Genomic DNA, 26,517 nt, shown 5'->3' with positions numbered 1-26,517 from the left:
CGCCTAGGGGGTGCCTTTCCGCGCCGAACCGCACCGCTCCCCACGACCCCCGGAGCCCTTCATGGGACGTTATGTGATCCGGCGTCTGCTGCAGATGATCCCGGTCTTCTTCGGCGCCACGCTGCTGATCTTCCTGATGGTGAACGTGATGGGCGACCCCATCGCGGGCCTCTGCGGCGACCGGCAGTGCGACGCGGCGACCGCCGCGCAGCTGCGCTCGGAGTTCGGCCTCGACAAGCCTGTGTGGCAGCAGTACCTGACGTACATGGGCAACGTCTTCACCGGCGACTTCGGTACGGCCTTCAACGGCCAGAAGGTCACCGAGCTGATGTCGACCGCGTTCCCCATCACCATCCGGCTGACCATCGTGGCCATCGTCTTCGAAGTCGTCATCGGCATCAGCCTCGGTGTGGTCACCGGCCTGCGCCGCGGCCGTCCCGTCGACACCGGAGTGCTGCTCCTGACGCTCGTGGTCATCTCGATCCCGACCTTCGTCACCGGCCTGCTGCTCCAGCTGCTGCTCGGCGTGAAGTGGGGCATCATCAAGCCCGCAGTCTCGCCCGAGGCCACGGTCGACGAGCTGCTGATCCCCGGCCTGGTGCTCGCCTCGGTCTCGCTCGCCTACGTCACCCGGCTGACCAGGACGTCCGTCGCCGAGAACGCCCGCGCCGATTACGTCCGCACAGCCGTCGCCAAGGGCCTGCCCAGGCACCGCATCATCTCCCGGCACCTCCTGCGCAACTCGCTGATCCCCGTCGTCACCTTCATCGGCACCGACGTGGGCGCTCTGATGGGCGGTGCGATCGTCACCGAGCGGATCTTCAACATCCACGGCGTCGGCTACCAGCTCTACCAGGGCATCCTCCGGCAGAGCTCACAGACCGTCGTCGGCTTCGTGACCGTGCTGGTGCTGGTCTTCCTGGTGGCGAACCTGATCGTCGACCTCTTGTACGCCGTACTCGACCCGAGGATCCGGTATGCCTGAGCCGCGCAACGAACCCGACGCAGCGATGTCGCCGGCCAGCGCCGGCGGCGCCATGCAGCTCGCCCTGCAGGAGGGCGAGACGCTGGAGAAGACACCCGGCGGCCCCAACGGCGCCGGGCCGACGGGCAAGCCCCGCAGCCTGTGGTCCGACGCCTGGCGCGAACTGCGCCGCAACCCGGTCTTCATCATCTCCGGACTCGTCATCGCCTTCCTCGTCGTCATCTCCCTCTGGCCGTCGCTCATCGCGAGCGGCAATCCGCTCCAGTGCGACCTGGGCAAGGCCCAGCAGGGCTCCGGGCCCGGCCACCCCTTCGGCTACGACGGCCAGGGCTGCGACGTCTACACGCGAACCGTGTACGGCGCCAGGACCTCGGTGACCGTCGGCGTCTGCTCCACCCTTGGAGTGGCCCTCATCGGCTCCATCCTGGGCGGCCTCGCCGGCTTCTTCGGCGGCGGCTGGGACGCGCTGCTGTCCCGTATCACCGACGTCTTCTTCGGCATCCCGGTGGTCCTCGGCGGCCTGGTGTTCCTGTCCGTCATCACCTCCACCACCGTCTGGCCGGTGATCGGATTCATCGTGCTGCTCGGCTGGCCGCAGATCGCCCGCATCGCGCGCGGCTCGGTCATCACCGTCAAGCAGAACGACTACGTGCAGGCGGCCCGCGCGCTCGGCGCCAGCAACTCCCGGATGCTGCTGCGGCACGTCACCCCCAACGCCGTCGCCCCGGTCATCGTCGTGGCGACCATCGCCCTCGGTACGTACATCTCGCTGGAGGCAACCCTCTCGTACCTCGGCGTGGGCCTGAAGCCGCCCGCCGTGTCCTGGGGCATCGACATCTCCGCCGCCTCGCAGTACATCCGCAACGCCCCGCACATGCTGCTCTGGCCGGCCGGTGCGCTGGCGGTCACCGTGCTCGCGTTCATCATGCTCGGCGACGCGGTGCGCGACGCCCTCGACCCCAAGCTGCGCTGAGGAGCCCGCTGCCATGTTGCTCGAAGTGCGCGATCTGCACGTGGAGTTCCGGACCCGGGACGGTATCGCCAAGGCCGTCAACGGGGTTGACTACTCGGTGTCCGAGGGCGAGACGCTCGCCGTACTCGGCGAATCCGGATCCGGGAAGTCCGTCACCGCACAGGCGATCATGGGCATCCTCGACATGCCGCCCGGGAAGATCACCGGCGGCGAGATCATCTTTCAGGATCGCGATCTGCTGAAGCTCAAGGAGGAGGAGCGGCGCAAGGTCAGGGGCCGGGAGATGGCCATGATCTTCCAGGACGCGCTCTCCTCGCTGAACCCGGTGCTCAGCGTCGGCGAGCAGCTCGGCGAGATGTTCATCGTCCACCGGGGCATGTCCAGGAAGGACGCGAAGGCCAAGGCCGTCGAGCTGATGGACCGGGTGCGCATCCCGGCGGCGAAGGAGCGGGTGGGGGACTACCCGCACCAGTTCTCCGGCGGCATGCGCCAGCGCATCATGATCGCGATGGCGCTGGCCCTGGAGCCCTCACTGATCATCGCGGACGAGCCGACGACCGCGCTGGACGTGACCGTGCAGGCCCAGGTCATGGAGCTGCTCGCGGAGTTGCAGCGCGAGCTCAACATGGGGCTCATCCTCATCACCCACGACCTGGGCGTGGTCGCGGACGTCGCCGACAAGATCGCCGTGATGGACGCGGGACGCATCGTGGAGACCTCACCGGTCCACGAGATCTACAAGGCGCCCGCCCACCCGTACACCAAGGGCCTCCTCGAATCGATCCCTCGCCTGGACCAGAAGGGCAAGGAGCTGTACGCGATCAAGGGCCTGCCGCCGAACCTCATGCACATCCCGCCCGGCTGCGCCTTCAACCCGCGCTGCCCGATGGCCCAGGACGTGTGCAGGACCGACGTGCCGCCGCTGGCGCAGGTGTCCGAGACCCGGCAGAGCGCCTGCCACTTCTGGAAGGAGACGCTTGATGCCTGAGCAGCAGCTTGAGCGGACCGAGCGGCCCCGGCAGGCGACCGAGCCGATTCTGGAAGTGCGCGACCTGGTCAAGCACTACCCGCTGACCAGGGGCATCGTCATCAAGAAGCATGTGGGCGCCGTCAAGGCGGTCGACGGGGTCTCCTTCGACCTGTCGAAGGGCGAGACCCTGGGCGTCGTCGGGGAGTCCGGCTGCGGGAAGTCCACCGTCGCCAGGATGCTGGTCAATCTGGAGCAGCCGACCGCCGGGACGATTCTGTACAAGGGCGAGGACATCACCAAGCTGTCCGGGCGTGCGCTGAAAACGGTACGCCGCAACATTCAGATGGTGTTCCAGGACCCGTACACCTCGCTCAATCCCCGGATGACGGTCGGCGACATCATCGGGGAGCCGTACGACATCCACCCCGAGGTCGCGCCCAAGGGGGAGCGGCGGCGCAAGGTCCAGGACCTGCTTGACGTCGTCGGCCTCAACCCCGAGTACATCAACCGCTACCCGCACCAGTTCTCCGGCGGTCAGCGCCAGCGCATCGGCATCGCGCGCGGGCTCGCTCTCCAGCCGGAGATCATCGTGGCCGACGAGCCGGTCTCCGCGCTCGATGTGTCCGTACAGGCGCAGGTCATCAACCTGATGGACAAGCTGCAGAGCGAGTTCCAGCTGTCGTACATCTTCATCGCGCACGACCTGTCGATCGTCCGGCACATCTCCGACCGGGTCGGCGTGATGTACCTGGGCCGGATCGTCGAGATCGGCACGGACGAGCAGATCTACGACCACCCCACGCATCCCTACACCCAGGCGCTCCTGTCGGCCGTGCCCGTGCCCGATCCGCTCGCGCGTGAGCACCGCGAGCGGATCATCCTCACCGGCGATGTGCCGTCCCCGGCGAACCCGCCGTCCGGCTGCCGCTTCCGCACCCGCTGCTGGAAGGCGCAGGAGCGCTGCGCGCTGGAGGTGCCGCTGCTCGCGGTCCCGGCGGTGTTCCGGGACGCCGGCACCCCGGCGGCGCACGACTCGGCCTGCCACTTCGCGGAGGAGAAGCAGGTCGTGCCGGTGGTCGGCGAGCCGGACACTCCCTAGGGGGTGGGGTGCCCTCTGAAACAGGCGAGAACCGTCGCGAGGAGGCCGCCAACTTCAAGAGCCGACGGCTCCTTGGCACACTCAAAAGATGGGCGACATCTGGCAATGAATGCTCGTCAATTTCGTTAACACGCAAGCAACTTGACTGTCGCAACACCGATATGCGAACACGCCATGGTGAACAGTGTGCGGCCGTGCGGGTGCCGTGGACCGGCCGGGACGCGCCATGTCGTCCTGGCCGGTCGCATCCGTGCCGCCGGGCCCCTTGTTCACCTTGGGGCGGCGGTGGAGTATCCCCGTTGGGGATGTCCGGTCATCCGGCCGCCCTACCCCCGCCGCATCCCCAGCGCCCTCTTCAGGAAGTCCACCTGAAGCAGCAGCAGATTCTCCGCGACCTGCTCCTGCGGAGCCGTCATATGTGTCACCCCGGTCAGCGGAAGGACCTCGTGCGGCCGCCCCGCCCCCAGCAACGCCGAGGACAGCCGCAACGTGTGCGCCATCACCACGTTGTCGTCCGCGAGCCCATGGATGATCATCATCGGCCGGTGCTGCTCCGCCGCCCCGGACAGCCCGTCGTCCGTGACGAGCGAATTCGCCGCGTAGACGTCCCCCCGCTCGCGCGGGTCACCGAGATACCGCTCCATGTAATGCGTGTCGTACAGCCGCAGGTCGGTGACCGGCGCCCCCACGATCCCCGCATGGAACACGTCGGGACGCCGCAGCACCGCGAGGCCCGCCAGATAGCCGCCGTACGACCAGCCGCGGATCGCGACCCGCCCCAGGTCCAGCGGGAACTCCCCGGCCAGCCCGTGCAGTGCCTCGATCTGGTCGTCGAGCGTGAGCGTGAAATCGTTCTTGACGGCCTTCTCCCACGCGGGGGACCGGCCGGGGGTGCCACGCCCGTCCGCGACGACCACCGCGAAACCCTGGTCGGCGAACCACTGGGAGGTGAGGTGCGCATCGTGCGCGGCAATCGCACGCCGCGCGTGAGGTCCTCCGTACGGGTCCATCAGCACCGGAAGCGGACCGTCCCCTTCCGTGTGATCGGAGGGGAGCAGGACGGCGCACGGAATTCGCCGCGCGCCCCCCTCGACGAGCCGCACGCGTGCGTGCAGCGCCGGCTCCTGCGCGCACGACGCGACCACGGCCGTCGGCTTGCCGTCGCGCAGGACTTGGACCACCGTGCCGCTGCGGTCGGGACGGGCCGATGACAGCACGGTCACGGCGCCGGACCGGGTCGCGGAGTGTACGCCGGGCCCCTCCGACACACGCTCCACGCCCCGTTCGTCGACCCGGTAGACATGCACCTCGCCGGTCTGCGGCTCCGCGGCCTCCACGCCCGCCCACGCCGAGACGAGGACGTCGTCGGCGGAGACGTCGAGTACCGCCCGTACGTGCAACTGCGGCCCGGTCAGCGTCCGGTCGCCGACCGCGAGCACCCGCACGCCGTCCTCGTCGGCGACCCGTACGAGCCGCCCGTCCGGCGCCCACACCGGCACCCCGTCGAAAAGATCAAGCCACGCCTCGTCCTCCTCGGCGTGCACCGTCCGGGTCGCCCCGGTCTGCATGTCCACCGCCAGATACAGCTGGCTGCACTGGTCCCGGGCCTGCACGAGCAACAGCGGCGCACCCGCGCCCGACCAGTGGACCCGGGCCAGGTAGGGATAGCGCTCCCGGTCCCACACCACCTCGGTCCGCCCCACCTTCGCATCCGCGCCGGTCCCCGCATCCGGCCCCGCCACCACGCCCGTCAGGAACAGCCGTACGTCCACGTTCGGCGTCCCGGCCGCCGGGTACGCGACCGAGGAGGGCTCCTGGTCCGGATGGGCCGGGTCGGAGATCCACCAACGCGTCACGGCCGCGTCGTCGGCGCGGGCCACCAGCAGCCGGTCGGATTCCGGCGACCACCAGAAGCCGCGCGTGCGCCCCATCTCCTCCGCCGCGACGAACTCGGCCAGGCCGTACGTCGTGTGCTCGTCCTCCGGCTCCGCGAGCACCCGGTCCCCGCTGCCGTCCGCGCCGACCACTCGCAGGGCGCCCCCGGCGACGTACGCGACGTGCCGCCCGTCGGGCGAAGGACGAGGGTCGATAACCGGCCCCGCGGCAGGCAGTTCGCGCGCAGTCCCGGCCCGCAGTTCCGCCACGAACAGCCGGCCCGACAGCGCGAAGGCCGCCAACTCGACCGCGCCGTCCACCGCGTAGCCGACGATGCCCGCGGACCCTTCGCGGCTGCGCTCGCGGCGCGCCCTCTCCTGCGCCGACAACTGCTCGGCGGCCCCGCCGAGCAGCCCTTGCGGATCCGCCGCGATGCGCTCCTGCGCGCGCCCCTCCAGGTCGAGCACCCAGAGCGCGTTGGCGCGATCGGTGCCGGACGAGGAGCGCAGGAACACCACACGCGCCCCGTCCGGCGACACCGTGAACGCACGCGGTGCGCCGAGGGTGAAGCGCTGGGTCCTGGCGAACTGCCTTGGAAAGGAGAGCTGTTTCGAGGTCATACGACCGAAACTACCGCCCCGCCTCCGTCGCCATGCGCCCCTCGTGCTGCCGTGCGCGATCAATGCGGACGCACGGATAGTTATGATCCGTAGCGCTAGGTGGGTATGAAGCTGCTGGCGCTTGTCGTCATGCCCGTTCCGCACAAACGGCCCTTACGGTAAGTGGAGGTGAACCGCCGTGGCACTCTCTATTTCGGTGGTAGTGCTGTTGGCGATCATCGTCATCCTGATGGTCCGGAAATCCGGGCTCAAAGGTGGACATGCGGTGATCTGCGTATTGCTCGGCTTCTACCTCGCCAGCTCCTCGATCGCCCCGACGATCAACGAGTTCACCACCAACGTGGCCGGGATGATCGGCGGCATCAAGTTCTAGGGCACTCCCCGGCCGCGGCGCCTCGTAGGCTGTTCCCATGACGGATCTTCCCGCCCGTCGTCTGCTCCTGGTGCACGCGCACCCCGACGACGAGTCGATCAACAACGGCGCCACCATGGCCAAGTACGCGGCCGAGGGCGCCGGTGTCACCCTGGTGACCTGCACCCTCGGCGAGGAGGGCGAGGTCATCCCGGCCGCGCTCGCCCACCTCGCCGCCGACCGGGACGACACGCTCGGCCCGTATCGCGCCGGTGAACTCGCCGCCGCGATGAAGGAGCTGGGGGTCACCGACCACCGGTTCCTCGGCGGCCCCGGCCGCTTCCGCGACTCCGGAATGACGGGCACCGAGCAGAACGACCGCGAGGGCGCCTTCTGGCACACGCGCGTGGACGACGCCGCGGTGTACCTCGTCGAGGTGATCCGTTCCGTACGCCCACAGGTGCTGGTGACGTACGACCCGGACGGAGGCTATGGGCACCCGGACCACATCCAGGCGCACCGCGTCGCGACGCGCGGCGCCGAGCTTGCGGCCGACCCTGACCACCGACCGGACCTCGGCGCACCGCACACCATCAGCAAGATCTACTGGAACCGGGTGCCGCGCACCGTCGTCGATGAGGGCTTCGCCCGCCTCCGCGCGGCCGGCCCGGACTTCCCCGGCTTCCCGGGGATCGCCGCCGTGAACGACGTGCCGGGCGTGATCGACGACGCGTCGGTCACCACGGAGATCGACGGCACGGCGTACGCCGGTGCCAAGGCCGCGGCCATGCGCGCCCACACCACCCAGATCGCGGTCGAGGACCCCTTTTTCGCGCTCTCCAACCACCTGGGACAACCCATCTTCACCACAGAGTTCTACGAGTTGGCACGAGGAGTACGAGGAGTACGAAGAGAGGCCGGCGGCGCCGACGGCGGGCGCGAGACCGACCTCTTCGCGGGAATCACAGCCGCTGAGGGGGCGGCGTCATGACGGCGACCACCCCGGCCCGCCTCGCCGCCTACCTGCTGCTCGCCGTGCTCGGCGCGGTCGTCGGCACGGCAGGCGTGCTCGTCCACGCCGGCTGGTTCCCCGGCGGGCTGCTGCTCGCGCTCCTCGCGTCGACGGCCCTCTTCTACGGTGCCATGCAGGCGATGGGCACCAAGGCGGGGGCGGGTACGGCGGCCGCCGGATGGATCGTCTCGATCGTGCTGCTGACCCTCAGTCGGCCGGAGGGCGACCTGCTCATCGGCGGCAGCCCGGTCTCATACTTCTACATGCTGGGCGGAATGGCGCTCGCTGTGATGTGTGCCACGATGCTGGACCTGCCGCAACCGGGCAGATGCACTGCCCGACTTGGCAAATGACGTACCACTTGAGTCGGTGAATTGAGCGCCCCCGCACGAGCGTCGGGTCTCGCTTCCCACGGTCGAGGGGTACGTGCCGTCGGCGGCCAGTATGGTGGTGCGCGCTGCCGAGCTGCCCGCACCAGGCATGCAAGAACGTAAGAGCGGGCGGTGGAGCCAACCGGGAGAACCTGCCTTGAGTCGTGAAACTGACAGTTCGTCGTCCGGCCCCCAGGGGCGTGGCGGAGCCGCGTACCCCTCGGGTACCCCGCCGTACGGATCGCGCCAGTATCCGTCGCCGCACCCAGCGCAGGACGCGCCGGAGGAAGCCCCCCAGGCCGCCCCCGCACCGGTGGAGCCCGACGAGCCCAGGACCGAGACCACGCTGACCACGCGTATCCGGATCAACATCCCAGGGTCGCGCCCGATCCCGCCCGTCGTCATGCGTACGCCGATGAGCGACCTCGATCCGGCGCCGGGAGCCGCCTCGTCCGCGGCCTCCGATCCGGCCGCGGGCAACGGCGCCGGCAAAAGAAGCACGGGCAACAGAAACGGCAATGGCGCCGGGAACGCCGGCACCGAGCGCACCTCGGGCACGCCGTGGCCCGAGGTGAAGCGGGAGGGCGCGTCACCCGCGGCCGAACACGGTGACGCGGGCGGTGAGTGGTCCGGCGAGGAGAAGCCGGCCGCCCCCAGCGACTGGTTCGCCCCGCGCAAGTCGGGACCCGGAGCCCCCGGCCCGGCCGCGCCCACCCCGCCGCAGGCCGGCGGACAGCGCCCCGACCTCCCGTACTTCACGCCGGACCCGCAGCAGCCGCAGGGCGGCCCGCCGCGCAGCGCGCTCAGCGATCTCGACGGGGGCAACGGCGGCCGGGCGCCGGGCGGCTTCTCCGGCGGCGGCCCCTCGGGGCCGACGACGGGCCCGGCCACTGGCAGCTCGCCGCTGTCCGGCTACCTGCCCGGCGCGTCCGCGGCGAGCCCGGAGTCCGGGCCGCCATCGGGCCAGCAGCCGGGCCCGATGTCCGGCTACGACCCGAGCGGGCCGACGCCCGGCTACGACCCGGTGGGCCCGCCGTCCGCCCCGCGCCACAGCGGTGCGCGTCCGCCGGGCGGTGGCGACCCGTCCTTCGAGCCGCAGTCCGCCGCGACCTTCCCGCCGCGGATGTCCGACGACACCGCCGTACTGACCCCGCAGAAGGCGGCCCCCGGCGCCGGGGGCGGCAACGTCTCCGGTGACACGCTGAGCAGCGGCATCTCCGTGGTGCCTTCGGGCGACCGGCGCTCGCCGTTCCCCACCGGCCCCCAGGCCGGCGGCGGCAACGGCCAGGACGGCCGCTTCACCCCCGACCCGACGCCCCGTCTGCCGGACGGCCCCAAGCCCCCGGGCCAGGCCGCCGCCCCCGCGCGGGCCACCACACCCCCGCCCGCCAAGAAGGGCCGCTCCAAGCTGGTCCTGGCGGCCGTCGGCGTCGTGGGCCTGGCCGGTGTCGCGTACGGCGCGGGGCTGCTGATGAACCACTCCGACGTACCCAAGGGCACCACGGTCCTCGGCGTCGACATCGGCGGCGGCACCAAGGAGGAGGCAGTCGGCAAGCTCGAAGGAGTGCTCGGCAAGCGCGCCGCCGACCCGCTCCGGCTGACCGTCGACGGCGAGGAGACGAAGCTCTCGCCCGAGCAGGCGGGCCTCACCCTGGACAGCCAGGAGACGGTCCGCGCCGCCGCCGGAGCGGACTACAACCCCGTCTCGGTGATCGGCTCGCTCTTCGGCGGCGAGCGCGTCGCCCAGCCCGTGCTCCCGGCCGACGAGGAGAAGCTCAGCGTCGCGCTGACCGACCTCGCGGGCGACTCCGGCACCGCGGTGGAGGGCACCGTCAAGTTCGTACCGGGCAAGGCCGTCGCCGTACCCGGCAAGGCGGGCAAGCAACTCGACGTCAGCCAGTCGGTGCGCTCGGTGAAGGACGCGTACCGCGCCCAGGTGGAGACCGGTAAGCCGAACGTCGTCGACCTGCCCGTCGCCTCCGTGGAACCGACGATCACCCAGCCCGAGATCTCCCGGGCCATGACGGAATTCGCCGAGCCCGCGATGTCCGGCCTGATCACGATCAAGGCGGGCGGCAAGCAGATCCAGTTCGGCCCGGAGCGGTCGCTGCCGAAGATCCTCTCCATGAAGGCGATCGACGGCACCCTGGTCCCGGTCTACAACAAGCCGGCGATCGAGGAGCTTCTCGACGGTGTCTTCGACGGAGTCCTGGCCACCAAGGGCGACGGCAAGAAGCACCAGATCACCGCGGACGACGTGGCCCAGGCGATGCAGACCGCGCTGGTCGGCAAGACCCCGGCGGACCGCATCCAGGAGATCAACCTCAACGGGAACTGATCCACGGCAGTTTCACGTGCCCCCGCCCACACTCCGGGCGGGGGCACCGCCGCGCCCGGACTCCTCAGTTCAGCCGCGCCCGAGCCGCCCGTGCCCGGCGGCGGATCGTTTCCGCCGAGCTCGGCTCGATCGCCGCCACCACATCGGCGTACGCGTCCATCTCCGCCGCGCCGCCCAGGAAGTCGCCGCGCTGGACCAGCAGCTGGGCGCGCTCGTAGCGCAGCCGCGCCGGGTGCGCGGGCAGCAGCAGCGACAGCTCCACCGCCCACAGCTGGACGTCCGTACGCTCGGGGCGGGCCGCCGCCCAGGCCCGGACGTTGTTGAGGATCCGCAGCACGATCTCCAGCGGGTCCGCCGGCGCCAGCATCGACGGGTCGAGCGGCGCACCGGTGGCGCCCGCGACCAGCAGGTCCGTGTCCTGGTCCGTCAGCAGCCGGCCCCCGTCGAAGGGGTCGACGAGGATTTGGTCCTCCGGAGGGCCGAAGCCGACGACGAAGTGGCCGGGCAGGGCGACGCCGTACACCGGGGCGCCCGCCCGCCTGGCGACCTCGATCCAGACGACGGACAGCAGGATCGGCAGCCCGCGCCGCCGCCGCAGCACCTTGTGCAGCAGCGAGGAACCGAGCCGCTGGTAGTCGCCGGGGCTGCCTCTGAACCCGTAGCGCGCGCCGAGCAGCTCGGACACGGCCACCGCCCAGCCCCGCGCCCCGGCGGGCGGTCTGAAGGGCAGCAGACCGGCCAGCCGGTCGAGTTCGATCTCGGCCGCGTCGATCTCGGCCTGGTCGAGTGATCCATCCGCTTCGGCGCTCACCAGCAGGCACAGCAGGGCCAGGTCGGGCCGCTCGGAGCGGACCTCCTCGGCGAATCGCTGCCGCCGCTGGGCGAATCCGGATTCGGGTTCCGGTTGCATACGCGGTTCGTACCCCGCCTACGCCGACCGGAAATGGTGATAGCTGTGATGGGCGGCGAAGCCCATCGGACTGTAAAGGGCCCGCGCGCTCTCGTTGTCCGCCTCGACCTGGAGCCAGGCGGCCGAAGCCCCCTCGTCCAGGGCGCGGCGCGCCAGCGCGGCCATCACAGCGCTGGCCAGCCCCTGCCGCCGGCACTCCGGGGCGACCTCGACGGCCATGAACCCCGCCCAGCGCCCGTCGACCACGCACCGCCCGATCGCGGCGGGCGCTCCCTCCGTACCGGGGACCGACGCGAACCACACCGAAGGCCCGCTGCCCAGCACCTTCAGCACGTGCGGCCCCGGCTCAGTGAACCGCTGGTAGCGCGACAGCCACCCCGCGTCACAGGCCCGGTCCAGACGTACCCGCGAGACATCCGCGTCCAGGTCGCCGACCGGCGCGAGCGCACCGGTCCACACCTCGGCGGTGACCTCAAGCGTCCAGCCGCGCCGCGCCAGTTCCGCCGCGAGCAGCTCCTGGGTGCCCGCGGCCCCGGTCGCCGTCTGGACGTACGCCGGAAGGCCGCGCCGCGCGTACCACTCGCGCACCCGCTCCAGCGCCGCGTCGAGCGGCATGCCCGGGTCGCCCAGTGGCAGCGCCGAATTGGCGCGCCGGGTGAAACCGCCGGCCGCCCGCAGCTGCCAGGCGCCGAGCGGCTCGCTCTCGACGGGCTGCCAGGCGCGTGCCGTGACACGGGCGAGCTCCTCGAAGGTCGCCGCGGGGCCGCGCCGTCTGGCCGGGGCGGCGGGGACGACCTTGCCCGCGACCAAGGCTGACGCGTCGATGCGTACGACCTCGCCACTCCTTCGTGTGATCGAGAGCACACCGTCGTTCCAGGATGTGAGAACGCCGACCGTGTCGGTGAACTTCGCTCCCGGAAGTCCGGCCTCCTCCGTGCGCCTGACTGATACCCGTTTGCCCACGTCATCGGGCGTAATACGGACCGTGAGTTGTCCGCCGCCGGTGAATTCCACAGCTCTGTCCGCCCCTCCTGTTCGGATCGTGCCCGGGAACGGAGATACTAGAGGTGGGCATCGACGACGCCGCGCTCCCGCGCGCCCGCGACGGAGCCGCAGATCGGCCCGCCGCGCCCTATCGAGGAGGAACGACAGCGTGACCTACGTCATCGCGCAGCCTTGTGTCGACGTCAAGGACAAGGCCTGCATCGAAGAGTGCCCTGTCGACTGCATCTACGAGGGCTCCCGGTCCTTGTACATCCACCCGGACGAATGCGTCGACTGTGGCGCCTGTGAACCGGTCTGCCCGGTCGAGGCCATCTTCTACGAGGACGACACTCCTGAGGAGTGGAAGGACTACTACAAGGCGAACGTCGAGTTCTTCGACGAGCTCGGTTCGCCCGGTGGTGCTTCCAAGCTCGGCCTGATCGAGCGTGACCACGCCTTCATCGCCGCGCTGCCGCCGCAGAACCAGTAGGCGATCGCCAGCCGCGCCGCCCCGGTCCCGTACGGCCTGTCCGCCGTGCGGGACCGAGCCGTTTCAGTATCCTGCCGCCGGTACGAGACCGCCGGTACGAGACCGCACGGGCCGGCCCGTACGAGCCCGCCGGTACGAGTGTCGGTGCGAGCCCGTGTGAGCCCGTACGAGCAAGAAAGTGATGCACCGTGTCCGCAGTCACCGACCGTCTGCCCGTCTTCCCCTGGGACAAGCTGGAGCCGTACAAGGCGACCGCGGCGGCCCACCCGGACGGCATCGTGGACCTCTCAGTCGGCACGCCCGTCGACCCCGTCCCCGAGCTGATCCGCCGCGCACTCGTCGACGCCGCCGACTCGCCGGGCTACCCGACGGTGTGGGGCACGGTCGCGCTGCGGGACGCGCTCACCGGGTGGGTGGAGCGGCGGCTCGGCGCCCGCGACGTGGCGCACACCAATGTGCTGCCCGTCGTCGGCTCCAAGGAGCTGGTGGCCTGGCTGCCGACGCAGCTCGGGCTCGGCGCCGGGGACAAGGTGGCGTACCCGCGGCTCGCGTACCCGACGTACGAGGTGGGCGCGCGACTGTGCGGCGCCGAGCCCGTCGCGTACGACAACGTCACCGACCTGGACCCGGCCGGCCTCAAGCTGCTCTGGCTCAACTCGCCGTCGAATCCGACCGGCCGGGTGCTCGGCGCGGACGAGCTGCGTGCGGCGGTCGCCTGGGCGCGTGAGCACGGCGTGCTGGTCTTCAGCGACGAGTGCTACCTGGAGCTGGGCTGGGAGGCCGAGCCCGTCTCCGTACTGCACCCGGACATCTGCGGCGGTACGTACGAGGGCATCGTCGCCGTCCACTCGCTCTCCAAGCGCTCGAACCTGGCCGGGTACCGCGCCGCTTTCCTCGCGGGTGACGCCGACGTCCTGGGTGACCTGCTGCTCATCCGCAAGCACGGCGGGATGATGACGCCCACCCCGGTGCAGGCCGCGACGGTCGCCGCGCTCGGGGACGACACACATGTCGCCGAGCAGCGCGCGCGGTACGCGGCCCGGCGCGCGGCCCTGCGCTCCGCGCTGGAGGCGCACGGCTTCCGGGTCGAGCACAGCGAGGCGAGCCTGTACCTGTGGGTGACGCGCGACGAGCCGTGCTGGACGACCGTGGGGCACCTGGCGGAGCTGGGGATCCTGGTGGCGCCGGGGGACTTCTACGGGCCGGCGGGGGAGCGGTTCGTACGGGTGGCCTTCACCGCCACCGACGAGCGGGTCGCCGCGGCGGTCAAGCGCCTCGGCTGACCGCCTGCGCGCGGTGTGGAGCGTGGAAGAAGGGGCCCCGGGGAGTTCGTGCTCCCCGGGGCCCCTTCCGCTTTCTGTGCCGTACGTGCGCTGAGCCGGTATGTGCGCTGAGCCGTACTGGCGTGGTGTCGTACTGGCGTGGTGTCGGACGTGCGTGGTTGCCGTACGGACTAGCCGATCGGCAGGCCCTTCAGCGGCAGCTGGTCGGTCGGCAGGCCGCCGCCGGAGGGGAGCCCGCCGCCGGCACCGGTCGCGGTGGACGCGGTCTCGCCGAGGATGTCGCCGGCGCTGCCCGCGACGTCACCGGCCGCGTTCTGTGCGGCGGGGGTGGCCGTCTTGCCTGCCGTGCCGACGGTCTTTCCGGCGGTCGGTGCGGCCTTCTTGACGGCCTTGCTGCCGGTGTCGCCTGCCACATCGGTGGACTTCTGCGCCGCACCGTCGACGGCGTTGCCGAGACCGGCGCCGTCCAGTGCGGTCACGCCGCTCAGGCTGGGAGCCGCGGGGAGGTCCACGGCGCTCGCGGAACCGGCCGCTCCGACCACGGGGGCTGCGCCGGCCGCGATGATGAGTGCGGCGCGGGCGATCCGACGGGCCAGGGGGAGGGACATGGTGCTCCTTAAACGGGAGAAGACGTTCGTGGACGCTGTCTTGTCCGGCGATCGGACGCACTGACAACCCCTCGGGGGGAGGGGTTGGATGCGGTACACCAAGGTAAAGAATTGGTAATGCGTCGCATAATCAGTTATGGATGAATGCGGGCAAATGAGCCGCCCAGAATGACCTGCCGTACCGCCGGTTCCCTTTGTTCACAGGGTTTTCGGGGGGTAGTGGGAAGGGGGCGCGCGGCCTCTCGCAAAAAGCGGAACCGATGGGGCTCGCGTACCGCTTTCGAGTGACCGTCCGCACTATTGCGCGGTGCTGATCCGGACCTCTGCCGGGCCGGATTCGGTGCCCTTCGCCTTGCTCCACGCCTGCCCGGAGTCCCCCGCGGTCCACACCCGGTCCCCGTAGGTGACGCGTTCGATGTGCAACGCGGACGAGTGGGCGACGGCCCAGTGGGCCAGCTCCCAGCCGCGCCGCTCCCCGTCGGCCCCCCGGGCCGCCCCCGCGCTGCCCGCCGCCTGTTCGGGCACCGGGACGGTCACGGTGGCCTTCGCCGTGGTTCCGCCGAGCCTCGCGGTCGTACCGGCGCCCGCCGCCTGCGTCCTGGGCAGCACATCGGGCCCGAAGTCCCGCACCAGCGCGGCCCGTACGTCGGCCGGCTTGCCCACCTGCGCGTCCTGCGCCGCCGCGCACGTGAGGGACGCGGCGGAGCGGCCGGTGAGCGCGGCGGCCAGCAGCGCGGCGTCCGGCTCGTGCTTCGCGTACGCCTGCGGGAAGCCGCTGCGCTGGACGCGCTGGGCCGCGACGGTCAGCGGCAGCCGCGAATAGCCGGGGACCTTCTCCAGGTACTCGTAGAACTTCCCCGCCGAGTAGCCGGCGTCCAGGATCTGTTTCCGGGTCCCCCAGCCCTGCGAGGGGCGCTGCTGGAACAGGCCGAGCGAGTCCCGGTCGCCGTGCTTGATGTTGCGCAGCGCCGACTCCTGGAGCGCGGTCGCCAGCGCGATCGTCACCGCCCTCTCGGGCAGCCCGCGCGAGGTGCCCACGGCGGAGATCGTCGCGGCGTTGACGGCCTGCTCGGGGCTGATCTCGTACGTCGCCCCGTCGCCCTCCGCCGGGCGCACGGTGCAGCGGGGCGCGCCCCCGCCGCCGCTCACGTACTGCGCCACCAGGTACCCGGCCAGGGCGAGCAGCACGGCGACACCCGCCGCTATGCGGAGGGTACGGCCACGGCGGGTGGAAACGGTGGGCTCAGACACGTGGCCAAAGGTACTGGAGGCGAGTGAAGAGCCTGCCGGGTCCCACTGCTTCGGACCGCTCCGGGGCGGAGCGTTAGGCTCGGGGCCATGCCCGAAACCCCGCTCGACCTTGCGCTGGACGCCCCCGCGCTGACCGCCCGGCTCGTCGACTTCCGGTCGGAGAGCGGCCAGGAGAAGCCCCTCGCCGACGCGGTCGAGGAGGCGCTGCGCGCCCTGCCGCACCTCACCGTCGACCGGTACGGCAACAACGTGGTGGCCCGCACGAACCTGGGGCGCGCGGAGCGGGTCATCCTGGCCGGGCACATCGACACCGTCCCGATCGCCGACAACGTGCCCTCGCGGCTCGACGAGAACGGCGTCCTGTGGGGCTGCGGCACGAGCGACATGAAGTCCGGGGTCGCCGTATCGCTGCGGATCGCGGCGACCGTCCCGGCCCCCAACCGTGACCTGACCTTCGTCTTCTACGACAACGAAGAGGTCGCCGCCCACCTCAACGGCCTGGGCCATGTCGCCGAGGCGCATCCCGACTGGCTGGCGGGCGACTTCGCCGTACTCCTGGAGCCGTCCGACGCGCAGGTCGAGGGCGGCTGCCAGGGCACGCTGCGAGTGCTGCTGCGGACAGCGGGGGAGCGCGCCCACTCGGCGCGCAGCTGGATGGGCTCCAACGCGATCCACCAGGCCGCCCCGATCCTGGCGCGGCTGGCGGCGTACGAGCCGCGGCGTCCTGTCATCGACGGCCTGGAGTACCGCGAGGGCCTCAACGCGGTGAAGATCGAGGGCGGGGTCGCGGGCAACGTCATCCCGGACGCCTGCACGGTGTCGGTCAACTTCCGTTACGCGCCCGACCGCAGCGCGGACGAGGCACTGGCGCACGTACGGGAGATCTTCGCGGACTGCGACATCGCGGAATTCATCGTGGACGACCACTCGGGTGCGGCCCTGCCCGGCCTCTCGCACCCGGCCGCCGCCGCGTTCATGGCGGCGGTGGGCGGCACCGCGCAGCCCAAGTTCGGCTGGACGGACGTATCGCTCTTCAGCGCGCTCGGGGTGCCCGCGGTGAACTACGGGCCGGGGGACGCGCTCCTCGCGCACAAGCGGGACGAACACGTCGCCGTGGAACGCATCACGCACTGCGAAGAGCGACTCCGCACCTGGCTGACTGCCTGAATTTCACTTTTCGTCATGTCTGTGGACCTACCCTGACCGGACAACGTTCGGCAGCGGAGGGAGTACGGCATGACGATTCCTGAGGAGGAGCGGGCACCCGACGAGCAGCGGCTCGGTCCGGTGCTGCGCCGCCGCGACCAGGTCCAGCCCGGCACCACGGACCAGCGGTTGCTGGACACCGAGGGTGACTCCGAGTGGGTGCACACCGACCCCTGGCGGGTCATGCGCATCCAGGCCGAGTTCATCGAGGGCTTCGGCGCACTCGCCGAACTGCCCAGTGCGATCAGCGTCTTCGGCTCGGCACGCACACCCCCGGGCAGCCCCGAGTACGAGACGGGCGTGGAGCTCGGCAGCGCGCTGGTCGAAGCGGGCTTCGCGGTGATCACGGGCGGCGGGCCCGGTGCGATGGAGGCGGCGAACAAGGGGGCGCGGGAGGCGAACGGGGTCTCGGTCGGCCTGGGCATCGAGCTGCCCTTCGAGCAGGGGCTCAACGAGCACGTCGACATCGGCGTGAACTTCCGCTACTTCTTCGTCCGCAAGACGATGTTCGTGAAGTACGCCCAGGGCTTCGTGGTCCTGCCGGGCGGCCTGGGCACCCTCGATGAACTCTTCGAGGCCCTGACCCTGGTCCAGACCAAGAAGGTGACAAAGTTCCCGATCGTGCTCTTCGGCACGGCGTACTGGGGCGGCCTGGTCGACTGGCTGCGGAACACGGCGGTGGCACAGGGCAAGGTGTCGGAGAAGGACCTGCTGCTGTTCCACGTGACGGACGACGTGAAGGAAGCGGTGGCGCTGGTGACGGAGGAGACGGGGAAGTAGCCGGAAAAATCAGCCCGTCCGGCGTTTGAGGACACGCCCGCAGGGCGTCCCGGGGGTCCGGGGCCCGCCCCGGTTTCGGGAAGGGGCGGGTAGGGGACAGCTCCGCGCAGCAGCCCACCCGCCCCGCCCCACGCATCCCGCCCCGGCCCCCGTGCTCCGGCTCGCGCACCCGCGCCTGCCCACCCGCCCCGTACCCCGGCCCCGGCTCACGCACCCGGCCCGAGCCCTCGCCCCGGCTACGCCAACCCGCGTCGGGCGACCGCCGGCGGCCGATGGCCCGCGATGGACGCCACCATGTCCAGCACCTGCTTCGTCTCCGCGACCTCGTGCACCCGGTACACCCGCGCCCCCAGCCAGGCCGAGACCGCCGTCGTGGCCAGCGTTCCGATGACCCGTTCCTTCACCGGCTTGTCGAGCGTCTCGCCGACGAAGTCCTTGTTGGAGAGGGAGACCAGGACGGGCCAGCCCGTCGTGACCATCTCCTCCAGCCGGCGCGTCGCCTCCAGGCTGTGCCGGGTGTTCTTGCCGAAGTCGTGCCCCGGATCGATCATGATCGCGTCGCGCCGCACACCGAGTTCCGCCGCGCGCTCGGCCAGACCGAGCGTGACGTCGAGGATGTCGGCCATCACGTCCGGGTACGCGATGCGGTGCGGCCGCGTACGCGGCTCCGCGCCGCCCGCGTGCGTACAGACCAGGCCCACGTCGAAACGGGCCGCGACCTCGGCCAGCTTGGGATCGACCCCGCCCCACGCGTCGTTGAGCAGATCCGCGCCCGCCTCGCAGACCGCCTCGCCGACGTCGTGCCGCCAGGTGTCGACGCTGATCACCACGTCCGGGTGGCGCCTGCGCACCTCGGCCACGAAGCCGACCGTGCGCCGCGCTTCCTCCTCGGCGCTCACGTCCTCGCCGGGCCCGGCCTTCACCCCGCCGATGTCGACGATCGCGGCGCCCTCGGACACCGCCTGCTCGACCCGGGCTAGCGCGGGCTCGTCGCGGAAGGTCGCACCCTGGTCGTAGAAGGAGTCCGGGGTCCGGTTCACGATCGCCATGATCACCGGCTCGTGCGCGTCGAACTCGCGCTGTCCCAGCCTGAGCACCGTGTTTCCTCCTCGCATCGGTCGCCTGCGACCTTAACTGTCAGTGCCGCATGGCACGATCGGGACTGGACAGTTTCCGCTCTGCGCATGGCCCGGGGAGACGCTCGTGTTCTTGTTCTTGGTGGTGGCGATGGTCGTGGTGGTCTCCGCGGTCACCCTCGCCGTGGTCGGCGGTGGCGGCAGCGACAGCGGCGGCGTGCTGCCCGACGCGGCGCCCGATCACCTGGTGGACCCGCTGCCCGCGACGCGCCCGGTGGGCCGCGCGGATATTGAGGCCCTGCGCCTGCCGCTGGCCCTGCGCGGCTATCGGATGTCGGACGTCGACGACGTGCTCGGCAGAGTGGGCGCCGAGCTGGCCGAGCGGGACGCTCGAATCGCCGAGCTTGAGGTGGCGCTGGCCGGTGTGCAGGCCGACGCCATAGGCGGCCTCGATCTCTACAAGCGCACCGGCGAGGAGCCGAGCTCATGACGGACGACGGCGATGATGGCGGCGGCGTCGCGCCGGGCCCGGACGGCGGCCTGCGCTGCTCCTGGGGCCTCTCCACCGAGGACTACGTCGCGTATCACGACGAGGAGTGGGGCCGCCCGGTCCACGGCGACGACGCGCTGTACGAGCGGCTCTGCCTGGAGGCCTTCCAGTCCGGCCTGTCCTGGCTGACGATCCTGCGCCGGCGCGAGGGCTTCCGTACCGCCTTCGCCGATTTCAAGATCGCTTCGGTGGCCGCCTTCACGGACGCCGATGCCGCCCGGCTGCTCGCCGACCCCGGCATCATCCGCAACCGCGCCAAGATCGAAGCCACCCTCGCCAACGCCAGGACACTGGTCGACTGGTCGCCCGGCGAGCTCGAAACGCTGATCTGGTCGTACGCCCCGGATCCCGCGACGCGCCCGACGCCGCGCACGATCTCGGACGTCCCGGCGATCACCGCGGAGTCCACCGCGCTCTCCAAGGGCCTCAAGAAGCGCGGTATCCGCTTCGTCGGCCCGACCACGGCGTACGCCCTGATGCAGGCCTGTGGCCTGGTCAACGACCATCTGGTGCGCTGCGTGGCCCGCGAGGCGCGTCCCTGACCTCCTGGGGGCCCTGACGGGCTCAGGAGGCCGGGGGTGAGGAGTGCCTAGCGGCCCAGGTACGTCGGCTTGGTCTTCCCGACGAAGGCCTGGACGGCGATGGTGTGGTCCTCCGACGCGCCCGCCCTCGACTGGAGTTCGTCCTCTTTCTCCAGGGTCTCGCGCAGCGTGTGGCCCGCCCCGTACGCCAGGGACTCCTTGAGCGCGGCGTAGGCGAGGGTCGGCCCTTCCGCCAGCGCGCGGGCGACGGCCGCGGCCTCGGTGGCCAGGTCGGCGGCGGGCACCAGCTTGTTGGCGATGCCCAGGTCGTAGGCCTCCTGAGCCTTGATCGAGCGCGGGAAGAGCAGCAGGTCGGCGGCGCGGCTCTGGCCGATCAGGCGGGGCAGGGTCCACGAAACGCCCGAGTCGGCGGTCAGTGCGACCCCGGCGAAGGACGTGTTGAACGCGGCCGTGTCGGCGACGACCCGGTAGTCCGCGGCGAGGGCGAAACCGAAGCCCGCGCCCGCCGCCACGCCGTTGACCCCGGCGACGACCGGCTTTGGCATCTCGGTCAGGGCGCGCACGACGGGGTTGTAGTGCTCGTGCACGGTGCTCATGGTGTTGCCGGTGCCCGCATCGCGGTCCGCGGTGAGCGAGGAGATGTGCTCCTTGAGGTCCTGGCCCACGCAGAAGGCCCGCCCGGTGGCGGTGAGCAGCACCGCGCGCACCGCCGTGTCCGCCCCCGCGGCCTGCACCGCGTCACGCAGGGCGACCTTCGCCTCGGTGTTCATGGCGTTCATGGCATCGGGACGATTGATCGTGATCGTCGCGAGTCCGTCGGTCACCTCGTAGAGCACGGTGTCGGCCATCAGTAGGTCCCCTTTTGCGGCTCGGGCAGGCATGTCGAGCCCAGCATGGCGGAGATCCGAGGACGTGGGCATGTGACGTGTGTCTAACAAACCGGGGCCCAGGAGCGGCCGACAGCGGCGAAGTATCGCAGGCGTACCGCCGAATTGCGGCGTTTTGGGAGAGCGCGTTGCACAAGCGATGCCGACTGATGTTGGTCATTGGGTCCTGCGATGCGGGATAATGGCCTGGAAGCAATGTGTTCGATGCCGGTGACACCTGGGTTGTCGGCTGCGATGAGCTGGTTTCAGGAAGGGGAACGAGCATGGCGGCCATGAAGCCGCGGACGGGCGACGGCCCGCTCGAGGTGACCAAGGAGGGACGGGGCATCGTCATGCGCGTTCCGCTCGAAGGCGGCGGGCGACTTGTCGTCGAGCTGACTCCGGACGAGGCCGATGCCCTCGGCGACGCTCTGAAGAAGGTCGTCGGCTGACGCGGAACGCGCCCAGACACTTCGGGCTACGGGGCTAGACCCCGATCAACACTGTCACTGCCCCGGCACGCACACAGCGTCCCGGGGCAGTGGTGTGTCCAGAGGCCGACGCCTTGGGGGACGCCAGGGCCGTGACCGGTGGCGTACGGCCCTCAGCGGCGTACGACGCGCCGGCGGGGGGGTCCATTGCGCTCAGCGGCGTACGGCGCAGAGCAGCCCGTCGCCGACCGGCAGCAGTGTCGGCATCAGCCCGCGGCTCTCCCGGACGGCGCGCAGCAGTTCACGCAGCCGCTGCACCTCCGGCGCCTGGGCCGAGGAGTCGACCGTACGGCCGTCCGCGAAGACACCTTCGAAGACGACGATTCCGCCGGGTCGCAGCAGGCGCAACGATTCAGCGAGATAGTCCATGTACTCAAGCCGGTCGCCGTCGCAGAAGACGAGGTCGTAACCGCCGTCGGCGAGCCGCGGCAGCACATCGAGGGCGCGGCCCGGAATGAAGCGCGCCCGATTGCTCGCGAAACCCGCCGCGCGGAAGGCCTCGCGGGCGAACTGCTGCCACTCCGGCTCCGGATCCACGGTGGTCAGTACGCCGTCGGGCCGCATCCCGTGCAGCAGATAGCTGCCGGAAATGCCGGTGCCCGTCCCGATCTCGGCCACCGACTTGGCGTCCGAGGTGGCCGCGAGCAGCCGCAGCGCGGCGCCGGTGCCGGGGGTCACCGAGCGGATCCCTGCCTCCCGGGCCCGATCACGAGCCCAGCGCAGGGCCTCGTCCTCGGCGACATAGGCGTCGGCGAACGCCCAGTTCGTCTGCCGGTTGGCGGTAATGGCCCTCTCCTGTCCCCGTAGTTGGCGCAACGGTGACTGTATCCGTTGGTGTCGGGAACCCGCAGATGGGACCGGGCGTTATGAAGAGAGAGGGAAGCGTGGATCAGGACCGTATGCGAGTTCCAAATTCACGTAAAGATGCTTATCCGGAGCTAACGGGCGAGGTGGCTATGGTAGGGGCTCCACTGGACACCACCAGAGCCGACAGGGGAGGTGCGGCTGCGACCGGTGACCGCAGGGGAGTGCTGAAGCGCTTTCTCAGGTCGACGGGCGAGCCGAAATCCGTGACCGACAATGCTGACAGCTCCCGCTCCGCTGCCTCCGTACAGACCGCGACGTTCGCCTCAGATGCGGAATCTCAGGCGTGGACACCTCCCTCATGGGAGGAGATCGTCAGCACGCACAGCGGTCGCGTCTACCGCCTCGCTTACCGTCTGACCGGCAATCAGCACGATGCCGAAGACCTCACGCAAGAGGTGTTCGTCCGTGTCTTCCGCTCGCTGTCGACCTATACGCCCGGCACTTTCGAAGGCTGGCTCCACCGCATCACCACCAATCTGTTCCTGGACATGGTCCGGCGCAAGCAGCGCATCCGGTTCGACGCGCTCGGAGACGACGCCGCGGAGCGGCTGCCGAGCCGTGAGCCGTCCCCGCAGCAGGTTTTCAACGACTCCCACTTCGACGCGGACGTGCAGCAGGCGCTGGACACTCTCGCGCCCGAGTTTCGTGCCGCCGTCGTCCTTTGCGACATCGAGGGCCTTTCGTACGAGGAGATCGCCGCGACACTGGGCGTCAAGCTCGGCACCGTGCGCAGCCGTATCCACCGCGGCCGCTCCCACCTGCGTAAGGCGCTCCAGCACCGGTCTCCCCAGGCGCGCGCCGAGCAGCGCTCCTTCGCGACGGTGGGCCATGGCATCCCTGTGGTGGGCGGAGAGGGCAGAGCCGAGTGAGTGGCACCCGACCGACCCCTGCGGAACAGCACCTCGGCGACCGGCTCGCGGCTCTGGTCGACGGTGAGCTGAGCCATGACGTCCGTGAGCGTGTTCTGTCGCATCTGGCGACCTGTACGAAATGCAAGACCGAGGCCGACTCCCAGCGTCGGCTGAAGAGCGTCTTCTCGCAGGCCGCGCCACCTCCCCCCTCCGAGGGGCTGCTCGCGCGGCTCCAGGGGCTGCCCGGCGGCCCCGGTGGGCCCGGAGGTGACGACCGTGACGAGGAAAGGCCGTTCGGCGGCGGAGGCTTCGGAAACGGCGTCTTCGGAGTCGACGAGCGAAGAATGGGTTTTGGCGGGCTCTTCGGTTATGAACCGGCCGGCGCGCATTCCGGTCCCCTCCCGGGAACCGCGCGTCAGCGGGGTTTCCGCATCCACGACGTGGGCCGCTCCGACGCGGAGCGCTCCGGCGGGCGGGGCTGGCGATTCGCCTTCGCGGCGGCGAGCGCGGTCTCGCTCGCGGCGATCGCGCTCGGCGGCGCGATGCCGCTGGGGTCCGCACCCGAGACCAATGCCAGGGGCGAAGGCTCCGGCAGTGTCACCCCGCTGCGCACCACAGGACCGGCGGGCGTCACTCCCGAGAACAGCCGCCGCCAGGGCGGCGGCAGCGGCCTGCTCGCGCTCTCCGGCTCAGGCAGCGGCTCGGCCTCGGCCCTTGCCTCGGCCACCGCGTCGACCTCGGCCACCGCGCCGCCGTCCGTGTTCCTCGGAGCGGGTCCGAGCCCGGGGCAGGGTCACTCCATGACGCACCCCATGACGCACCCCTTCGCGGCGCCGGCACCGGTGCTCTCCGCGGTCGCTCCGCTGCCGTTGATACGTCCGTCGGGCTCGGCCCCGTCGTTCATCAATGCCTCCGTCCAGGGACCGGCGGTGGCGCTCTCACTGCCGCCCACTCATTCGGCGGCCCCGGCCAAGTCGGGCCTGCCCGTTTCCCGCTGACGCCGACCGGCCCCTGCGCGGTCATTCGCAAACCTGGTTGAATCCCTGGAAGGGGTCCCTTCACGGGGCGCGGCGAACAAGGTGGCACGGCCCAGGCGGCGTGCTCGTGGGGTTGCGGGGAGAGCATGGACGAGGGCAAGCCCGCGGGGCCGAAGGCGAAGTGGTGGAGCCGTCCCGCGAGAGCACGCAGCGCGGGGACGACGGCTGCGGCTTCTGACACACCGGTCGACTCTGCGCGGGCCGACGCCGTGCCGGTCGACCACGTGGCGGCCGATGCCGCGCCGGTCGAGTACACGCGGATCAACCCTGCACCGGTCGAGGACGCGTCCGTCGTGGCAGTGTCTGTGGGGGAGTCGGCGGATCAGGGTGTGCCCGTCGGGAACAGGGCGACCCAACCGGCACAGAGCCCCGCGCTCCACGAGCCGCCGAATGCGCCGGATGCGGGCGTCGCGGCCCCGGTGCTGCCCGACGCGGGCGCACCGCAAGAGGTTGATCCCGCTGATCCCGCTCAGCCTGCAGTGCCCGCCGACCCCGAGGTGGCCGCCGTGCCTGGCCCGCAGATATCCGGGCCCGCCGAGCACCCGCAACGGATACCGGAGCCCGTGGACCAGCCGCGGCACGCGCCCGACCCCTACGGCACACCGCCGTACGGCGGCCCAGGACCCTGGGCGCTCGCGCCGCCCGTGCAGCGCCCGGTTCCGACGATGCCGCACGGCACGGTCGTACCGCAGGGCGCGCCTGCGGCGAACGGCGCGGGCGCTCCCACGCAGCCGCCGCCCCCGCCGTACGCGGAGCAGCTCCCACAGCCCCAGCAACAGCATCCCCCGCAGCCGCACGTCTTCCCGCAGCCCCAGCCCGAGTCGACTCCCCAGCCCCCACCACTCCACGAGCCCCACCTCCACCCCCACCCTCACCCCTCGCCCCAGTGGCTCCAGTACGACCCCTGGGGCGCCCCTCAGCAGCCGCTGACGCATCCCGGCGGCCCCGGCACCCCGGGTGCCCACGGCGGCTCCGGTCGGGGCAAGGGGGGCCGACGCGGCACGCTGCTGGTCGGGGCGCTGCTCATCGCGCTGACCGCCGGCGGCGTCGGCGGTGGCATCGGCGCGTACATCGAGCGCAACGGCGGGCTCACCACCGTCGAGCTGCCCCAGACCGACAGGGCGGGAGACGCCGGAGGCAAGGGCCGCGCCCCCGACAGCGTCGCGGGCATCGCCGCCAGCGCGCTGCCCAGCGTCGTCACCCTGCATGTCAGCGGCGCCGGGGAGCAGGGCACGGGCACCGGCTTCGTTCTCGACGGGCAGGGGCACATCCTCACCAACAACCACGTGGTGGAGCCCGCCGGGACCGGCGGCACCATCACCATCACCTTCAGCGGCGGCGAGACGGCCAAGGGGAAGGTCGTCGGCAAGGACAGCGGGTACGACCTGGCGGTCGTTAAGGTCACCGGGGTCGCGGGCCTCAAGCCACTGCCCCTGGGCAACTCCGACAACGTGCAGGTCGGCGACCCGGTCGTGGCCATCGGCGCCCCCTTCGACCTCCAGAACACCGTGACCTCCGGCATCATCAGCGCCAAGGAGCGCCCCATTACCGCGGGCGGTGAGAAGGGCGACGGCAGCGACGTCAGCTATGTGAACGCGCTGCAGACCGATGCCCCGATAAACCCCGGCAATTCCGGCGGCCCGCTGGTGGACTCCGAGGCCCACGTCATCGGCGTGAACAGCGCGATACGCGCCGCGGACACCGGCTCGGGCCTCGAAGGCGGCCAGGGCGGCAGCATCGGCCTCGGCTTCGCGATCCCCATCAACCAGGCCAAGCGCGTCGCCGAAGAGCTGATCAACAAGGGCAGTGCGACTCACCCGGTCATCGGCGTCACGCTGGACATGCAGTACACGGGCGACGGCGCCCGTGTCGGCACCAAGGGCAGCGACGGACCGGCCGTGACACCCGACGGTCCCGGTGCGAAGGCCGGGATCCGGCCGCGCGACGTCATCACCGAGGTGGACGGGCAGCGGGTGCACAACGGCCAGGAGCTGATCGTCAAGATCCGCGCCCACCGGCCGGGGGACCGGCTCGAACTGACCGTGACCCGAGGCGGCAGGGAACAGGCCATCACGGTCACGCTCGGTTCGGCGGACGGCACCTGAGCGGATGCGGCGGCCGCCATCTGAG

At 71.1% G+C, this 26,517-nt stretch carries 26 protein-coding genes; 18 read left to right on the top strand and 8 right to left on the bottom strand.

Annotation, left to right across the window (positions count from 1 at the left end; translation table 11 throughout):
- Positions 1 to 61 precede the first annotated feature (61 nt).
- Genes ABCR94_RS10880 through ABCR94_RS10865 form a run of 4 tightly spaced genes read left to right on the top strand, consistent with a single transcriptional unit; the run spans position 62 to position 4,027 of the window.
- Positions 62 to 985 carry an ABC transporter permease gene (locus ABCR94_RS10880; protein WP_347119004.1) on the top strand — a complete coding sequence of 308 codons (924 nt, stop codon included), beginning with the start codon at positions 62 to 64 and terminating at the stop codon, positions 983 to 985.
- A complete protein-coding gene (locus ABCR94_RS10875) occupies positions 978 to 1,958 on the top strand; it encodes an ABC transporter permease (protein WP_347119003.1) in 981 nt (326 codons plus the stop codon). Before ABCR94_RS10880 ends, ABCR94_RS10875 begins: the two co-directional genes overlap by 8 nt.
- Before the next feature lie 13 nt (positions 1,959 to 1,971).
- Positions 1,972 to 2,946: an ABC transporter ATP-binding protein gene (locus ABCR94_RS10870; RefSeq protein WP_347119002.1), complete on the top strand. Its 975-nt coding sequence runs from the start codon at positions 1,972 to 1,974 to the stop codon at positions 2,944 to 2,946.
- A complete protein-coding gene (locus ABCR94_RS10865) occupies positions 2,939 to 4,027 on the top strand; it encodes an ABC transporter ATP-binding protein (protein ID WP_347119001.1) in 1,089 nt (362 codons plus the stop codon). Before ABCR94_RS10870 ends, ABCR94_RS10865 begins: the two co-directional genes overlap by 8 nt.
- A 326-nt stretch (positions 4,028 to 4,353) precedes the next feature.
- On the opposite strand, the gene ABCR94_RS10860 is transcribed toward ABCR94_RS10865, so the two are convergent.
- A complete protein-coding gene (locus tag ABCR94_RS10860) occupies positions 4,354 to 6,522 on the bottom strand; it encodes a prolyl oligopeptidase family serine peptidase (protein ID WP_347119000.1) in 2,169 nt (722 codons plus the stop codon).
- A gap of 178 nt (positions 6,523 to 6,700) precedes the next feature.
- Here ABCR94_RS10860 and ABCR94_RS10855 point away from each other — a divergent pair, with 178 nt between their 5' ends.
- From ABCR94_RS10855 to ABCR94_RS10840, 4 genes are all read left to right on the top strand, one after another.
- Positions 6,701 to 6,895 (top strand): hypothetical protein, encoded by a 195-nt coding sequence (locus ABCR94_RS10855; RefSeq protein ID WP_347118999.1) that lies wholly within the window; start codon positions 6,701 to 6,703, stop codon positions 6,893 to 6,895.
- A 37-nt stretch (positions 6,896 to 6,932) separates the two neighbouring features.
- The gene (gene mshB / locus ABCR94_RS10850) at positions 6,933 to 7,865 is read left to right on the top strand and encodes an N-acetyl-1-D-myo-inositol-2-amino-2-deoxy-alpha-D-glucopyranoside deacetylase (RefSeq protein ID WP_347118998.1); all 933 of its coding nucleotides are present in this window, start codon (positions 6,933 to 6,935) and stop codon (positions 7,863 to 7,865) included.
- Entirely contained in the window at positions 7,862 to 8,239 is a 378-nt protein-coding gene (locus ABCR94_RS10845; RefSeq protein ID WP_347118997.1) for a DUF6113 family protein, read from the top strand. The genes mshB and ABCR94_RS10845 overlap by 4 nt, the downstream gene beginning before the upstream one ends.
- A gap of 175 nt (positions 8,240 to 8,414) precedes the next feature.
- Positions 8,415 to 10,595, top strand: a complete 2,181-nt coding sequence (locus ABCR94_RS10840) for a peptidoglycan binding domain-containing protein (protein ID WP_347118996.1) — start codon at positions 8,415 to 8,417, stop codon at positions 10,593 to 10,595.
- 64 nt (positions 10,596 to 10,659) lie between these two features.
- On the opposite strand, the gene ABCR94_RS10835 is transcribed toward ABCR94_RS10840, so the two are convergent.
- Together ABCR94_RS10835 and ABCR94_RS10830 are read right to left on the bottom strand one after the other, a co-directional pair.
- Positions 10,660 to 11,505, bottom strand: coding sequence for a transglutaminase family protein (locus tag ABCR94_RS10835; protein WP_347118995.1), 846 nt, complete (start codon positions 11,503 to 11,505; stop codon positions 10,660 to 10,662).
- An 18-nt stretch (positions 11,506 to 11,523) separates the two neighbouring features.
- The gene (locus tag ABCR94_RS10830; protein ID WP_347118994.1) at positions 11,524 to 12,519 is read right to left on the bottom strand and encodes a GNAT family N-acetyltransferase; all 996 of its coding nucleotides are present in this window, start codon (positions 12,517 to 12,519) and stop codon (positions 11,524 to 11,526) included.
- 139 nt (positions 12,520 to 12,658) lie between these two features.
- Here ABCR94_RS10830 and fdxA point away from each other — a divergent pair, with 139 nt between their 5' ends.
- Together fdxA and dapC are read left to right on the top strand one after the other, a co-directional pair.
- Entirely contained in the window at positions 12,659 to 12,979 is a 321-nt protein-coding gene (fdxA, locus tag ABCR94_RS10825; protein WP_030573070.1) for a ferredoxin, read from the top strand.
- Between the two features lie 188 nt (positions 12,980 to 13,167).
- Positions 13,168 to 14,262 (top strand): succinyldiaminopimelate transaminase, encoded by a 1,095-nt coding sequence (gene dapC, locus ABCR94_RS10820; RefSeq protein WP_347118993.1) that lies wholly within the window; start codon positions 13,168 to 13,170, stop codon positions 14,260 to 14,262.
- A 170-nt stretch (positions 14,263 to 14,432) separates the two neighbouring features.
- On the opposite strand, the gene ABCR94_RS10815 is transcribed toward dapC, so the two are convergent.
- Together ABCR94_RS10815 and ABCR94_RS10810 are read right to left on the bottom strand one after the other, a co-directional pair.
- Positions 14,433 to 14,870, bottom strand: coding sequence for an ATP-binding protein (locus ABCR94_RS10815; protein ID WP_347118992.1), 438 nt, complete (start codon positions 14,868 to 14,870; stop codon positions 14,433 to 14,435).
- A gap of 297 nt (positions 14,871 to 15,167) precedes the next feature.
- Positions 15,168 to 16,121: a VldE C-terminal domain-containing protein gene (locus tag ABCR94_RS10810; protein WP_347118991.1), complete on the bottom strand. Its 954-nt coding sequence runs from the start codon at positions 16,119 to 16,121 to the stop codon at positions 15,168 to 15,170.
- An 87-nt stretch (positions 16,122 to 16,208) separates the two neighbouring features.
- Here ABCR94_RS10810 and dapE point away from each other — a divergent pair, with 87 nt between their 5' ends.
- Together dapE and ABCR94_RS10800 are read left to right on the top strand one after the other, a co-directional pair.
- On the top strand, positions 16,209 to 17,288 hold the full coding sequence (dapE, locus tag ABCR94_RS10805) for a succinyl-diaminopimelate desuccinylase (protein ID WP_347118990.1): 1,080 nt from the start codon (positions 16,209 to 16,211) through the stop codon (positions 17,286 to 17,288).
- A 69-nt stretch (positions 17,289 to 17,357) separates the two neighbouring features.
- Positions 17,358 to 18,107, top strand: coding sequence for an LOG family protein (locus ABCR94_RS10800; RefSeq protein ID WP_347118989.1), 750 nt, complete (start codon positions 17,358 to 17,360; stop codon positions 18,105 to 18,107).
- A 236-nt stretch (positions 18,108 to 18,343) separates the two neighbouring features.
- On the opposite strand, the gene folP is transcribed toward ABCR94_RS10800, so the two are convergent.
- On the bottom strand, positions 18,344 to 19,204 hold the full coding sequence (gene folP, locus ABCR94_RS10795) for a dihydropteroate synthase (protein WP_347118988.1): 861 nt from the start codon (positions 19,202 to 19,204) through the stop codon (positions 18,344 to 18,346).
- 106 nt (positions 19,205 to 19,310) lie between these two features.
- Here folP and ABCR94_RS10790 point away from each other — a divergent pair, with 106 nt between their 5' ends.
- Positions 19,311 to 19,673, top strand: coding sequence for a DivIVA domain-containing protein (locus ABCR94_RS10790; RefSeq protein ID WP_347118987.1), 363 nt, complete (start codon positions 19,311 to 19,313; stop codon positions 19,671 to 19,673).
- Positions 19,670 to 20,275, top strand: a complete 606-nt coding sequence (locus ABCR94_RS10785) for a DNA-3-methyladenine glycosylase I (RefSeq protein ID WP_347118986.1) — start codon at positions 19,670 to 19,672, stop codon at positions 20,273 to 20,275. The genes ABCR94_RS10790 and ABCR94_RS10785 overlap by 4 nt, the downstream gene beginning before the upstream one ends.
- A 47-nt stretch (positions 20,276 to 20,322) precedes the next feature.
- On the opposite strand, the gene chcB is transcribed toward ABCR94_RS10785, so the two are convergent.
- Positions 20,323 to 21,123, bottom strand: a complete 801-nt coding sequence (gene chcB, locus ABCR94_RS10780; protein WP_347118985.1) for a 2-cyclohexenylcarbonyl CoA isomerase — start codon at positions 21,121 to 21,123, stop codon at positions 20,323 to 20,325.
- 302 nt (positions 21,124 to 21,425) lie between these two features.
- Here chcB and ABCR94_RS10775 point away from each other — a divergent pair, with 302 nt between their 5' ends.
- On the top strand, positions 21,426 to 21,593 hold the full coding sequence (locus tag ABCR94_RS10775) for a DUF3117 domain-containing protein (protein ID WP_003966491.1): 168 nt from the start codon (positions 21,426 to 21,428) through the stop codon (positions 21,591 to 21,593).
- A gap of 192 nt (positions 21,594 to 21,785) precedes the next feature.
- Here ABCR94_RS10775 and ABCR94_RS10770 read toward each other — a convergent pair whose 3' ends face one another.
- Entirely contained in the window at positions 21,786 to 22,448 is a 663-nt protein-coding gene (locus ABCR94_RS10770; RefSeq protein ID WP_347118984.1) for an O-methyltransferase, read from the bottom strand.
- Between the two features lie 140 nt (positions 22,449 to 22,588).
- Between ABCR94_RS10770 and sigE the strand changes: the two genes are divergently transcribed.
- The 3 genes from sigE (at position 22,589) to ABCR94_RS10755 (ending at position 26,492) form a co-directional block, all read left to right on the top strand.
- The gene (gene sigE / locus ABCR94_RS10765) at positions 22,589 to 23,368 is read left to right on the top strand and encodes an RNA polymerase sigma factor SigE (RefSeq protein ID WP_347118983.1); all 780 of its coding nucleotides are present in this window, start codon (positions 22,589 to 22,591) and stop codon (positions 23,366 to 23,368) included.
- Positions 23,365 to 24,348, top strand: coding sequence for an anti-sigma factor family protein (locus ABCR94_RS10760; protein WP_347118982.1), 984 nt, complete (start codon positions 23,365 to 23,367; stop codon positions 24,346 to 24,348). The genes sigE and ABCR94_RS10760 overlap by 4 nt, the downstream gene beginning before the upstream one ends.
- A gap of 125 nt (positions 24,349 to 24,473) precedes the next feature.
- Positions 24,474 to 26,492 (top strand): S1C family serine protease, encoded by a 2,019-nt coding sequence (locus tag ABCR94_RS10755; RefSeq protein WP_347118981.1) that lies wholly within the window; start codon positions 24,474 to 24,476, stop codon positions 26,490 to 26,492.
- Positions 26,493 to 26,517 lie beyond the last annotated feature (25 nt).

It is taken from the genome of Streptomyces changchenzhani, assembly GCF_039766235.1.
In the GTDB taxonomy this organism is placed as follows: Bacteria; Actinomycetota; Actinomycetes; order Streptomycetales; family Streptomycetaceae; genus Streptomyces.
The sequence above is the reverse complement of the archived record's forward strand: the minus strand, read 5'-3'. Positions and strand labels throughout refer to the sequence as shown.